The sequence below is a fragment of the Haloarcula sp. CBA1127 genome (genome assembly GCF_001485575.1).
In the GTDB taxonomy this organism is placed as follows: domain Archaea; phylum Halobacteriota; class Halobacteria; order Halobacteriales; family Haloarculaceae; genus Haloarcula.
In genome coordinates this window covers 1,790,038-1,802,822 of the sequence record NZ_BCNB01000006.1, presented here as the reverse complement: position 1 = coordinate 1,802,822, position 12,785 = coordinate 1,790,038, and the positions used below count along the sequence as shown (strand labels likewise).

The window sequence follows — 12,785 nt, the reverse complement described above, 5'->3', positions numbered from 1 at the left end:
ACAGGTCCGCTAGTCCCCAGCGGCCGTGGTGCCCCCGCCGGTCTCCTCACGAACCTGCTCGATGGCGCTACTCACATCGGCGCCCGCGTCGGCGGCCCGTTCGAGCACCACGTCAGCCATTAGCGGCTCCGTCCCGACCGCGCCGGCGTACCAGATATCGTGGCCCTCGACAGTGGTCGGCACGTCGTAGCCCGTTCGGTAGTCGTCGGTCAGGCCCATGTCCTCGGGGATGTCCTCCTGCGTGTGGAAGCCGTCGGCGATGAACAGCGGGACGACGACGATGTCGTCGCTCTCGAAGTAATCCGCGACGTCGTCAACTTCGGGGTCCTCGTCCATGAACAGCGACTGCACCTCGTCGAAGCGGCCCCGCTCGCGGATGCGGTCAGCGTGGTACTGGATGGCCTTCGCAGAGTTCTCGTTTCGCTCGGTGCCGTGGCCGACGACCGCGAGGCCGAACCCGTCGCCGACATCGGGGTCACCGGTGACGGACTCGGCCCGCTGGACGATGACATCGCTCATCGAATCGTGCGTTCCGACCGGCCCGCAGTAGTGGACCGTCTGGTCCGTGTCCTCGGCGGCTAGCGTCGCGTTGGTCGCGCTCGTCCCGTCGGAGTCCCACAGCTCGGGGTCCCAGTCCTCCAGTCGGAACTCTCGAGGGATGACCTGCTCTGTGAAGTAACCCTCCGAGATGAACAGCGGGACCAGATACACCTCGTCGGCGTCGACAGTCCGCAGCGCCTCCCGGAACGACGGTTCCTCCTTCCAGAACGACTCACGGACCTCGGCGAACGCGCCGGTCGCCCGAATGGTGTCCGCGTGGTCGTAGGTGGGCGTACTCGACTCGGCGTTCAGATGGGAGCCGTGGGCCGCGATAACGAGTGCTTCGTCCATATTCATCGGTTGGGGCGAGCCGTCCTTAGGGCCTTCGTTGGCCTGTTCTGGTAGCCGGCGGGCTGTGCAACGTTGAGCGCCGAAAGTGTGTGGTTGCCGACCGACTCCGCCCGGTCACAGCCCGAACAGGAGGACGTAGAACAACAGTCCGGCTGCTGCCAGCAGCGCGGCGTGTCCCAGCGCGCCAGCAGCGATAACAATGCCACCGATGACTCGTTCCGCCGGTTCCAGGGGCTGTCCGAACACTTGCCGTTCGCGTTGTGCAATAGCCATTGTCCTTTCCTCATGTAGAGAGACGGCCTCCTGAGGCACAATCCCCTATGACTGTTCTCACTTGCTGGGAGGAGGCCGCAATTCTGCGGGTCCACCACGCCGTATAGCGATCACGACAGGTCGGCGCGCCCCCTCACTGGCTATTCAGTGAAACAGCGCTCGCTCGCGTCGATGGAACCGCTTTTGTCTGCGCCGTTCGTGCCCGACGCCAATGTCACTCGCAGCCGCGACCAGGGACGCCGTCCGCGAGCGCCCGTTCCTCTACGACGCACTTCGGGCGGGCGTGGTCAACTACACGGCCGCCGCACGCACGCTCGACATCGACGGCGAAGAGGAAGCTATCGCGACTGCGCTCCGTCGGTTCGCCGAGGAATTGCCTGCCGACTCGCCACACGACAGCGATGCCAGAGTCTCGATGCAGAGCGGGCTTGGCCGGGCCGAGTCGTCCGACGCGGAGTCGACTGTCGTCCTCGAAGTCGCGGACACCGCCTTCGCCGAGGACGCTGGCTCGCTGACGGGCATCATCGCCAGCGGTACTCTTTCTCCAGAAGCCCTCGGCGAGGTACTAGGACGCCTGCGAGCGGCGGACGTCTCCGTCGACGCTGCCGGTGTCACCGACGAGGCGCTCATCGTGATGGTGAGCCGCCGTGCGGGACCGGACGCACTCCGGGTGGTCGAAGCGACAGTACAGGGATGAGTCGCCTTCCGACGGCTTAAAGCGGGCGGACACAGTTCTCCCGGGTAATGACGCTTCGCGTGACGAACACGTTGACCGGTGAGAAAGAGCCCTTCGAGCCGCGCGACCCCGACTCCGTGCTGCTGTACTACTGTGGGCTGACGACCTCCGACCCGCCCCATCTCGGCCACGCGCGCGGCTGGGTCCACGTCGACGTGATGGCTCGCTGGCTCGACTATCTGGGCTATGACGTCCACCACGTCGAGAACCTCACCGATGTCAACGAGAAGATCGTCGCTCGGGTCGGCGAGGACGGCGACAGCGAGTCCGACGTGGCCCGCCACTACGTCCAGCAGGCCATCGACGATATGCGCTCGCTCAACCTCGGCCGCGCGGAGGTGTACCCCCGCGTCTCGGAGCACGTCCCGGAGATCATCGACCTCGTCAAGCGACTCGTCGAGCAGGGCCACGCCTACGAGCAGAACGGCTCCGTCTACTTCGACGTGACCAGTTTCGAGGACTACGGAAAGCTCTCGAACCAGTCCGTCGACGACATCGAATCACAGGGCGCGGACACCGAGGGGGAGAAGCGACACCCGGCCGACTTCGCGCTCTGGAAGGCCGGCGGCGTCGACCCGGCAGACATCGCCGAGCACCAGCACCCCGAGGCCGCACCCGCCGAAGAAGCCTGCCAGACCGCTCAGACGTGGGATTCCCCGTGGGGTGAAGGCCGACCCGGCTGGCACATCGAATGCTCGGCGATGTCGATGACCCACCTCGATGAGTCCATCGACATCCACGTCGGCGGGCAGGACCTCGTCTTTCCCCACCACGAAAACGAGGTGGCCCAGAGCGAGGCCGCGACCGGAAAGCAGTTCGCGAACTACTGGCTCCACGTCCGCCTGCTGGAGACCGAGGAAGAGAAGATGTCTTCCTCGCTTGGAAACTACTTCGCCGTCGCCGACGCCGTCGATGAGTTCGGTCCCGACGTGCTCCGGACCTTCCTGCTGTCGACGGCCTACACCTCACGGGCAACATACAGCGATGAGACCATCGCGGAGGCCGAGGAGCGCTGGGATCGCCTCTCCCGTGGCTATGAGCGCGCGGTCGAGGCCTGCGACGACGTGGATGCCTACGCAAAGGTGACCGACGAGGCGCTCCGCGACGCTGTTGAGGATGCCCGCTCGGCGTTCGAGGCGGCAATGAACGACGACTTCAACACGCGGGAAGCGATGACCGCGCTGCTTGACCTGACGGCCGCAGTGAACTCTCACCTCGACGCACACGAGCAACGAGACTATCAGGGACTCCACCGCGCCGTCGAGACGTTCGAGGAATTCGGCGGCGGCATCCTCGGACTGGCCTTCGGCGACGACGACAGCGGTGACGTGTCGCTGGCCGGTGAGGTCGTCGACTTAGTGCTGGACATCCGGGAGCAGGAACGGGACGCCGGTAACTACGAGCGCGCCGACGAACTCCGGGACGAACTCGAAGCGCTCGGTGTCGAGGTGCAGGACACCGACGACGGGCCGACCTATCGCCTCTGAAGGGACGATAGACCGGCTCTAAACGCGTATCGATGAGTTCTATAGTCCGATTAATATCTTGAACGGCCATGTATTTTATATACTGGACACAGTGTAAGGACAACAATGCGAAAGGGGATACTCACGCTTCTTGTCGGGGTACTCGTCGTCTCGTCGGGCTGTGCCGGCCTGATAACCGGGGAGACGGTAGCGTTCGACTCCGCACCGGCGACAGTCAGCGACAGTGCGCTCGATGAAACCGGCTACGAGCAGTCGATGGCGGACGAACAAACAATCGAGCGGACGGTCACCGTCGCTGGGCAGGAGCGGACCATCCGCGTCACGAACCACGTCCGACAGTACCAGCGTGGCATCGACCTCGGGCCGGTCGGTGAGGTCAACGCCGGCCGATTCATTGTCTTCTCGACGCCCAGCGCCAGTGTAGCGGGACAGACGTTGAACCCCGCTGCGAGTTGGTCCAACGAACGCCTCGTCGAGGAAGTCGCCAGCCGAAACGACCAGATCAACGACGTCCAGTTCGAACGCAACCGTACGGTAGACGCACTGGGCGAGTCCCGTGAGGTGGCTGTGTTCTCCGGGACGACGGCTATCGAGGGCCAGGAAATCGACGTCCTGATTCACCTCACGAGCTTCGAGCACGAGGGCGACGTGGTCGTCGCCGTCGCCGTCTACCCTGAGCGGCTTGACGACAGCGAAGGGCCGCGCGTCGATACGCTGCTTGGCGGCCTCTCGCACTCGGGCAACTGATCGCGGGGACACTGTTTTCTTTCGGGCCAGTGATAACGGAGGCATGAATCGGCTGTCTGTCGTCGGTGTGGTGCTCACGCTTGTCGGCATCGCCGGCTACGCCGTCGGGACGAGCGTCGCCTATCCCGGCCGGTCTGTGTCAGTAACGGCGGTGATGGTCGGGCTGACTGTGGCGGCCGTTGGTCACGCCACGCCGACGGAGGACACGCCGTGATTTCCGCAGTGGTGTACGCTGACGGGCAGGCGATAGAGTACGAGGATCTGACGACCGCCCGAACGGCTGCCGGAACGACGTGGGTTCACGTCACCGACGTGACAGCCGATGAGGTCGACGCCGTCAGTTCCGCCTTCGACCTCCATTCGCTGGCTATCGATGACATCAAGAACGACGTCCGGGCGAACGTCCAGGAGTTCAACGCCTACACGTTCGTGCTCGTCAAATCTGCGTCGCTTACGCCCGGCGATACGACATTCGACAAGGAGGTGAAAACGACGCCGCTCGGCCTGTTTATCGGCCCCGACTGGGTCGTCACGCTGTCGACGGGCGCCGTCCCGTCCGTCCAGCGCGTGATGGACGCTGTCGGCCGTGGGGACGAGCGACTCCTTCACCGCGGCCCGGATTTTACTGCCTACCGGGTCATCGACGTCATCGTCGACGCGTACTTCGACCTGCTGGACGAGATCGAGACCGATATCGAACAGATCGAAGAGGAGGTGACCACTTCCACCGATATCGAGACGCTCGAACGGATCAACGACGTTCGGCGGGACCTGTTGTCCTTCCGCAAACAGGTCTGGCCGGCGCGGGAGGCAATTGGCGTGCTTGCCCGTGGCGACCCCAAACAGATCCAGCCACAGACGGAGAAATACTTCCGGGACGTCTACGACCACCTCGTCCAGATCGTGGACCTGACCGAGACCTACCGCGACCTCGTCTCGGGTGCGCGGGACATCTACCTGAATACGGTGTCCCAGTCGACAAACGAGGTGATGAAGATGCTGACCGTCGTTGCGACTATCTTCATCCCGCTGACCTTCGTGGTCGGCGTCTACGGGATGAACTTCACCGACAGCCCGTACAACATGCCGGAACTGGGCTGGGCGTTCGGGTATCCCGCGGTGATGATCGGGATGGTGATCGTCGTCGGAGTCTTGCTCGCTCATTTCCGCCAGCGGGGCTACCTATAGCGCCAGCGGGACGAGTAACACCCCCATCAGGGTCGCCCGGCGGGACCCGAACCGCGGCGGGAGATGTCCGACCAGTGCGGCGGCTCCGAACGCTCCGATACCGACGAGACCGGCGAAGAGCGCGGAGAGACAGACGAGGACTGCAATCACAGACAACGAGAGGTATGTCGGGTCCAGTCGGCCAACAATTCGGAGGTACCGGTCGCCCAGTGTCGGGACGAGTATCGCGCCGGCGACGGCGGCGATAGCGACTGCCGCGAGCAGCGCTGGAAGCACCAGTGGGACCTTGGCCCGGGCGAGCGCGACAAGGACACCGGTTCGGGGCGTCCCGAGCGAGATGAGAGCGAACAGTGCAAAGACTGCCGTCGCCGTGTTGACGCCACTCGTCGTCACAATAAACGCCCGCGGTCCCTGGTCGGAGACCAGCCCCAGTGCCAGGGTCGCCGCGATGGCGCTGGAGATTCCCGGGATGTAGCCGACTGCACCCCCACAGAGCGTGCCGATGCCTGCTAAGACGCCGACCGTTCGCCGCGGCGTCGTCACCGTCGCGTCGGCCTGTGGCGGGACGCCATCCCCCTCGATAGCGGCCAAGAGCACCGGTGCGCCGAACAGCCCCGAAAACAGCGGGACCAGCACGTCCGACACGGGCAACGCGCCGGTCACTGGCGCATCGAGCAGCCCGATTCCGAGCAGCCCGCTGGCGGCGAGCGAACACGCAGCGCCGACCTGCTGGCGGCGGCCGTGCTCCGTGACCACGAGCAGGACGGCGACCCCGACGAGTAGCACCGACAGCCACGGCCGGACCAGCGGATACGCTCGCTCCATCAGCAGGGTAAGCGGAACCGCGAGCGGGACGGCAAACACCACGGCGAGCCCGCTCCCCAGCGCCGATAGGCGAAGCGCCTCCCGACCGCGGCCCTCTATCACCAGCTGGTGGCTCGGGAGCGCGCTGGCCGCCATCGCCGGGTCCGGCACGCCCAGTGCCAGCGCCGGAATCACATCGAGAAAGGTGTGTGTCACCCCGGCCGAAAGCATCGCGACGCCGACGTAGAGCCGCGGCCCGGGCAAACTGCTCGCCGCAGCAGCGAGCAAGAGCGCGAACGTATTGGCGTGAAGCCCCGGGACGAGCCCACTGAGCGTGCCCAGTCCGACCCCTGCCCCGATCGCTGTGAGGAGCGCGAGCGTCGCTGTCGGGTCGGCGGCAGGAAGCCCCGGAAGCACACTGAGGCGTGGCCCCGTTCCCGTACTTGAACCTCCGCGACGCGCAGCCCGGCTAGTCCTCCACAGCGTGATGCGGGCCGACCGGACCGTGTTCGGGACAGGTCCCGGCGATAGGGGTGGCGTTGAGACAGCAGTGCCGGCTGTCGGTTGCGACCAGTCCTTTCGAGAGCTCGTTCCCACAGAGCCGACAGCGAAGGTCCGACTCAGCCATACGTTCTTGTTTGCCCGAAGCCCCCTGAATCTGGCGAGCTTTTTGGTGTGCCGGCCATTCGTACACGTATGAGCAACGAGTCCCGGAAGTCAGCCGGGTTCAAGGACCGAACGCCGGTGACGACGGCTAGGGAGACGCTGCTGGACGCAGTGTCCCCACACGAGCGGACGGAGCGCGTCCCGCTGCGTGACGCCGACGAACGCGTCGTCGCGGGTGAAATCACCGCCGAGCGAGCGGTGCCCCACTACCGCCGCGCGGCGATGGATGGCTTCGCAGTCAGAGCCGAGGACACGTTTAGCGCGAGCCAGCGGTCGCCGGCATCGCTCCGGGTCGATGAGACGGTGACAACGGGAACAGCGGCTCGCGTGCACACGGGGAGCGAACTCCCCGAGGGCGCGGACGCCGTCGTGATGGTCGAGGAGACCGAGGTGACCGGCGACAGCGTCACCGTGTTCGATGCGGTCGCCGGCGGAGAGAACGTCGCCCCTGTCGGCGAGGACGTGGCGGAAGGGCAGACGCTATACGAGGACGGCCACAGGCTCCGCCCGTCGGACCTCGGGCTGTTGAAATCGGTCGGGAACGACGCGGTCGATGTGTACGAGCGACCCACCGTCAGCGTGATTCCGACCGGCGAGGAGCTGGTCCAAGATGACCCGGAACCGGGGCAGGTAATCGAGACGAATGGCCAGACTGTCACGCAGTACGTCGAGCGCTGGGGCGGCAACGCGACCTACCGCGACATCGTCACCGACGACGTGGACGCACTCCGGGCGGCCATCAGCGACGATCTTGACCACGACCTCGTCGTGACGACCGGTGGGTCCTCCGTCGGCGAGCGCGACCTACTCCCGGAGGTTGTCAACGAGATTGGCGAGGTGCTGGTCCACGGGGTCGCACTGAAGCCAGGCCACCCGGTCGCGCTGGGCGTGGCCGAGGGGACGCCGATTCTCATGCTTCCGGGGTATCCGGTCGCTTGCATCGTCAACGCCGTCCAGTTCCTCCGGCCAGCGATCCGGCAGGCCGGCCACCTCTCACCGACCGACCCGCCGACGACCGAGGCCGAACTCACGCGGAAGATCGCCAGCGAACCGGGGACCCGAACCTACGCGCGGGTGGAACTGCACGACGAGGACGCAGACGAGCAAACGACCGCGACGCCGACGCGGGCCAGCGGGTCGGGCGTCCTCTCAAGCGTCGCGCTCGCCGACGGCTGGGTCGTCGTGCCGGAGTCCGTGGAGGGGTACGACGCCGGTGACACTGTGACCGTCGAGGACTGGGAGTGGTCACAGTGAGCGACCGCCGCGAGTTCCGCGACCTAGCATCGCCCGAAGAAGCCCACGAAGTCGTCGCCGGCCTCGACATCGACCCCGACCCGGAGACCGTTCCGCTGGACGAGGCTCGCGACCGCGTTCTCACAGAGCGGGTCGACGCTGACATCGACGTGCCGGGGTTCGACCGCGCGAGCATGGACGGCTACGCCGTACATGCCAGAGACACATTCGGCGCTGACGAGGCCGACCCGGTGACGCTGTCGGTCGCCGGGGAAGTCCACGCGGGCGAGGAGCCCGACGTAACCGTCGAGCCGGGTTCACTCGCCGAAATCTCGACTGGCGCGGTGATGCCGGCCGGCGCGGACGCCGTTGTGATGGTCGAACGGACGACTGAGACTGACGACGGCGTCGAGATACGCACGTCCGTCGCACCCGGTGATAACGTGATGCTCGCCGGCGCGGACATCGCGGCCGGTGCACGCGCGCTCGGTCCTGGAACGCGCATTACGCCCCGGGAAATTGGCCTCCTGTCGGCGCTGGGCGTCGACGAGGTCCCGGTGCGTGGCCGGCCGCAGGTCGGTATTCTCTCGACCGGCGACGAACTCGTCCGACCCGGGAACCCCCTCGACAGCGCCGCCGGCCAGATCTACGACGTGAACAGCTACACGCTGGCCGGCGCAGTCGCGGAGGCCGGCGGCGACCCGGTGATGTATCCGCACGCTGGCGACGACTACGAGGAGATGGAGCGGTTGCTCCACGAGGCGGCCGACGAGTGCGACCTCGTCCTCTCGTCAGGGTCGACCAGCGCGAGCGCGGTGGACGTCATCTACCGCGTCATTGAGGAGCGCGGCGAACTCAGGCTCCACGGCGTCGCCGTCAAACCCGGTAAGCCGATGCTCGTCGGAACCATCGGCGACTCGGCGTACGTCGGTCTCCCGGGATATCCGGTGTCGGCGCTGACAATTTTCCAGACCTTCGTCGCGCCGGCGGTCCGGGACGCCGCCGGTCGGGACCCGCCACAGACAGCAACGGTCTCTGGCACGATGGCAGTCCAGGAACGCTACGGCGAGGGGCGCAGACGCCTCATGCCGGCGGGTCTGGTCAAGGACGAAACGGGGTCGCTGCTGGTCTACCCCGTCGACAAGGGCAGCGGCGCGACGACGAGCCTCGTCGACGCTGATGGGTTCGTCGATGTACCGCCGGGGACGGACTATCTGGCAGAGGGGGAGACAGTCGACGTGACGTTGTTCTCCCCGGCAGTCAGGCCGCCGACGCTACTGGGGATGGGTGAGGACGACCCGCTTCTCTCGCGCCTACTGGATACCGTCTCTCGCCCGCGGTATCTCCCGCTCGGGTCGACAGAGGGACTCCGCCGCCTCGGCAACGGCGTCCCGGACATCGCGGTCGCCGCGGGACCGGCCGCCGATGACCACGACGCGACCGACATTGGCGGCTGGCAGCGTGAGTGGGGGCTGGTCGCCGGCCCTGATACCGACGTATCCGGCTTGGGCGACCTCGTCGACGGCGATTACCGCTTTGTCAACCGCGACACCGCCTCCGGACTGCGACGGAGCTTCGATGACGCGCTCGACGCCCTCGGCGAGGACCGGGGCGTTGGCCGCGCGGAAGTCGTCGATGCCATCGAAGGCTACGAACTCACGACGAAGGCACACGAGAGTCCCGCCCGGAAAGTCATTGCAGGCGAGGCGCATGTGGGCCTCGGGCTTCGAGCCACAGCGGCGAAACTCAACCTCGGGTTCGTCTCACTGGGAACACAGCAGGTCCGGGTGCTCGCAAACCCCGAGCGACGGGAGAAACACAGCGTCGGTGCGCTCGCCGAGTCGCTCGACGACCTCGACTCGCTGGCCGATGAGATAGCTGGTATGGAACCGCAGTAGGTAGCGCCGGCATGAATGCGCGGACTTCCGCTGAAAAGGCACTCCAGTTTTAACAGGGACGTACGGCATCATCGCGCCTGCAGATGCCATCAGAATCTCAATTACCCTCGAACGACGGCTCTGGTGACCTGAAGGCCTAAACAGGAGCGGGGCCGAATGAGTCACAGCGATGGCCGACACACCGGTTGCCGGCGACCTTGAGGCCCCGTTTCGGTTCGAGTATGCCCCCGCGACGCTCCGATACGCCCCTGACGCCGTGCGGTCGCTGGGTACGGAGTTAGACGAGCAGGGCTACGACAGTGCACTGGTCGTCTGTGGCACCACCGTCGGTGAGACGCCGGCCGTGATGGACCCTGTTCGGGACGGACTCGGTGACCGACTTGCCGGCGTCTTCGCGGAAACGACACCAGCCAAGCGACTCGGCACTGCGTACGACGGGCTCGAACGCTTCCGCGAGGCTGATGCCGATTGTCTCGTGGCCGTTGGCGGCGGAAGCAGCCTCGACGTGGCAAAAATCATCAGTATCCTTGCGGCGACCGACCGCGACCCAGCCGCTGTCGGCACGGCATTCGTCGATTCCGGAACGATAGCTGTCCCCGAAGCAGGGCTGCCACCGATTATCGCCGCCCCAACGACGCTGGCCGGCGCTGACCTCTCTATCGTCGCTGGCGTCACAGCCACACCAGGCACCTGTCCTGTGGCTGAACCGGCCAGTGGCGGTGTCAGTGACCCGAAACTGATGCCCGCGGCCGCCTGTTACGACCCCGAGCTGATTGCGACGACGCCCCGGTCAGTCCTCGCGGCGTCGGCGATGAACGGCTTCGACAAAGGTATCGAGACGCTGTACGCGGCCAACGCGACCCCGATAACCGACGCCACAGCGTCGCGCGGCCTCGGCCTTCTCACAGAAGGCCTACTCGCGTTCGGTACCGGTGACGACAACCCGTGGGTGTACCAGTCGATTACGCAGGGACTCATGCTCGTCCAGTACGGCATCTCGCGGGCCGACGGGACGACGCTCTCGCTGGTCCACGCCCTCGGCCACGGACTAACCCGGACCGACGACGTCCAGCAGGGCGCAGCCCACGGAGCCATTGCTCCGCACGCGCTCTCGTACCTCTTCGAACAGGTCGACGGTCGGCGGTCACTTCTGGCCGACGCACTTGGGGTCGGCGACGCTGACAACCCCGGTACGGCGGTCGTTGACCGAGTCAATGAGGTAGTGACGACGCTGGGACTGCCAACACAACTCCGGGACGTAGCCGGCCCCGACCGGGCGGAGTTTCCCGAAGTCGCCGACGCCGTCCTTGAAGACGCCTTCATGACGAACGTCCCGTCGGGGCTGGAGCCAACCAGAGAGGATATTGTCCGTATGTTAGAGTCTGCTTGGTAGGACTTTCACCGAAAATGCCTCAACCATTAGTTGGCTGTAGGACAGCCGACCGACGTAGCATACCGCGCGAGCGGAGCAAGCGCGGTTTCCCCGGACTCGCCGCCTCACGGCGAGTCCGGCCTTTTTCGCCCACGTTTTTCAAGGAGCGGTTCGCGCGGTCAGCGCGAACCCGACGCAGAAAAAGGTGGTCTCACATGTCAGGCCAAGCCTTGGCGGCCCGACCGACACCGGTCATGTCGTTGATCCAGCGGGCGGCAATCGCTTTCTTCAGCAGTTTCGCTGGCATCCCGCCAAACGTCTCGATAGGCATATTCACCACGTCGTGGGCGACGGCTTTCTCGCCGACCGAAACAACCGTGCCCTTGTCCTTGTGGGTCCAGGTCTTCAGCGGCTGGCCGCGAACCGCGCGAGCGAGGTTCTCGCCCGCGACTTCGGCGGCTTGCCAGGCGGCCTGAGCGGTTGGCGGGGCGGGCTGGTCGCCCGGCTGGTCGATCAGCGCCGAGTCTCCGATCGCGAAGACGTGCTCGTCCTCGGTCTGGAAGTTCCCTTCGGCGTGGACGCGGTGGTTGCGCTCGTCTTTGTCCAGATCGACGTCTTGCATGCAATCGCGGCCGGTGATGCCGCCCGTCCAGACTAGCACGTCGTAGTCCAGCTCGTCCTCGTCACCGATGTAGACAGTCTCCTCGTCGACTTCGCCGATGAACTCGCCGCATTTGATGTTCACGTCGGCGGCTTCCAGACGCTTGCGCAGGGCACCCTGGAGTTCGGGGTCGCTGTTGGGCAGAACCTGGTCGAGACCTTCGACGAGATGGATGTCGATAGGTGCGTTGTGTTCGTCGCAGAACTCGGCGACCTCGCCGGCGGTCTGAATGCCGGAGAGGCCAGCGCCACCGATGACGACCTGTGCTGGGTCGTTTGTGGAGGCTTCGCGGGCCGCTTGCTGAATCTTGTCGTGGATTTCAAGCGCGTCGTCGAGGCTCTTGAGCGTCAGCGCGTGCTCTTTGAGGCCGTCGATGCCGAAGAAGGCCGTCTGGGAGCCCAGCCCCACGAGCAGGTAGTCGTACTCGACGGTGTCGGAGTCCGCGAGGTCCACCTCTTGGGCGTCGGTGTCGATACCAACAACCTCGTCCTGAATGAAGTTGGTCGAGGGCTGCTTGATTTCGTGAACAGGGATGGCGATGTTCTCCTGCACGCTCGGGTCCCGGATGCAACGGTGGGACTCGTGTAGGACCAGATGATAGTCCGTCTCAGAAATCCAGGTGACATCAACGTCCGTTTGACCGTCTAACTCGTCCTCGAAACTCTTTATTGCCCCCGCGCCAGCGTACCCCGAACCGAGCACCACTACGTTCTCTGTCATAGGCCACTCTCCGAAGTCATTAGATACAAACCCTTTGGAATCGGTCTACGGCTCCGATGTTGTCCTCGCATGCTGGCTCACGGTCGTGACCCGGCCCCCTAAGTTTGCA

13 protein-coding genes are annotated in these 12,785 nt (G+C 65.5%); 8 read left to right on the top strand and 5 right to left on the bottom strand.

Features of this window, described 5'->3' with window-relative positions:
• Positions 1 to 9: 9 nt before the first annotated feature.
• Both AV059_RS13775 and AV059_RS22455 read right to left on the bottom strand, forming a co-directional pair.
• Entirely contained in the window at positions 10 to 891 is an 882-nt protein-coding gene (locus tag AV059_RS13775; RefSeq protein WP_058995266.1) for a CbiX/SirB N-terminal domain-containing protein, read from the bottom strand.
• A gap of 114 nt (positions 892 to 1,005) precedes the next feature.
• A complete protein-coding gene (locus AV059_RS22455) occupies positions 1,006 to 1,164 on the bottom strand; it encodes a hypothetical protein (protein WP_195156661.1) in 159 nt (52 codons plus the stop codon).
• Positions 1,165 to 1,375: 211 nt separating this feature from the next.
• Between AV059_RS22455 and AV059_RS13770 the strand changes: the two genes are divergently transcribed.
• The 5 genes from AV059_RS13770 (at position 1,376) to corA (ending at position 5,322) form a co-directional block, all read left to right on the top strand.
• Complete coding sequence (locus AV059_RS13770; RefSeq protein ID WP_058995264.1) at positions 1,376 to 1,861, top strand: hypothetical protein; 486 nt, start codon at positions 1,376 to 1,378, stop codon at positions 1,859 to 1,861.
• Between the two features lie 47 nt (positions 1,862 to 1,908).
• Positions 1,909 to 3,387: a cysteine--tRNA ligase gene (gene cysS / locus AV059_RS13765; RefSeq protein WP_058995262.1), complete on the top strand. Its 1,479-nt coding sequence runs from the start codon at positions 1,909 to 1,911 to the stop codon at positions 3,385 to 3,387.
• A 105-nt stretch (positions 3,388 to 3,492) separates the two neighbouring features.
• Positions 3,493 to 4,134 (top strand): DUF6517 family protein, encoded by a 642-nt coding sequence (locus tag AV059_RS13760; RefSeq protein ID WP_058995260.1) that lies wholly within the window; start codon positions 3,493 to 3,495, stop codon positions 4,132 to 4,134.
• A gap of 43 nt (positions 4,135 to 4,177) precedes the next feature.
• Positions 4,178 to 4,348 (top strand): hypothetical protein, encoded by a 171-nt coding sequence (locus tag AV059_RS22450; protein ID WP_195156660.1) that lies wholly within the window; start codon positions 4,178 to 4,180, stop codon positions 4,346 to 4,348.
• Positions 4,345 to 5,322 (top strand): magnesium/cobalt transporter CorA, encoded by a 978-nt coding sequence (corA, locus tag AV059_RS13755; RefSeq protein ID WP_058995258.1) that lies wholly within the window; start codon positions 4,345 to 4,347, stop codon positions 5,320 to 5,322. Before AV059_RS22450 ends, corA begins: the two co-directional genes overlap by 4 nt.
• Here corA and AV059_RS13750 read toward each other — a convergent pair.
• The gene (locus tag AV059_RS13750; RefSeq protein WP_058995255.1) at positions 5,317 to 6,543 is read right to left on the bottom strand and encodes a tripartite tricarboxylate transporter permease; all 1,227 of its coding nucleotides are present in this window, start codon (positions 6,541 to 6,543) and stop codon (positions 5,317 to 5,319) included. The genes corA and AV059_RS13750 overlap by 6 nt on opposite strands.
• A 52-nt stretch (positions 6,544 to 6,595) precedes the next feature.
• The gene (locus AV059_RS22445; RefSeq protein ID WP_164734771.1) at positions 6,596 to 6,754 is read right to left on the bottom strand and encodes a hypothetical protein; all 159 of its coding nucleotides are present in this window, start codon (positions 6,752 to 6,754) and stop codon (positions 6,596 to 6,598) included.
• A 68-nt stretch (positions 6,755 to 6,822) separates the two neighbouring features.
• Here AV059_RS22445 and glp point away from each other — a divergent pair, with 68 nt between their 5' ends.
• From glp to AV059_RS13735, 3 genes are all read left to right on the top strand, one after another.
• Positions 6,823 to 8,046, top strand: coding sequence for a gephyrin-like molybdotransferase Glp (gene glp, locus AV059_RS13745; protein WP_058995253.1), 1,224 nt, complete (start codon positions 6,823 to 6,825; stop codon positions 8,044 to 8,046).
• Positions 8,043 to 9,923: a molybdopterin biosynthesis protein gene (locus AV059_RS13740; protein ID WP_079990771.1), complete on the top strand. Its 1,881-nt coding sequence runs from the start codon at positions 8,043 to 8,045 to the stop codon at positions 9,921 to 9,923. Before glp ends, AV059_RS13740 begins: the two co-directional genes overlap by 4 nt.
• 169 nt (positions 9,924 to 10,092) lie before the next feature.
• Positions 10,093 to 11,316 carry an iron-containing alcohol dehydrogenase family protein gene (locus AV059_RS13735; protein WP_058995249.1) on the top strand — a complete coding sequence of 408 codons (1,224 nt, stop codon included), beginning with the start codon at positions 10,093 to 10,095 and terminating at the stop codon, positions 11,314 to 11,316.
• Between the two features lie 190 nt (positions 11,317 to 11,506).
• Here AV059_RS13735 and AV059_RS13730 read toward each other — a convergent pair whose 3' ends face one another.
• Positions 11,507 to 12,676 carry an NAD(P)/FAD-dependent oxidoreductase gene (locus tag AV059_RS13730; protein WP_058995247.1) on the bottom strand — a complete coding sequence of 390 codons (1,170 nt, stop codon included), beginning with the start codon at positions 12,674 to 12,676 and terminating at the stop codon, positions 11,507 to 11,509.
• Positions 12,677 to 12,785 lie beyond the last annotated feature (109 nt).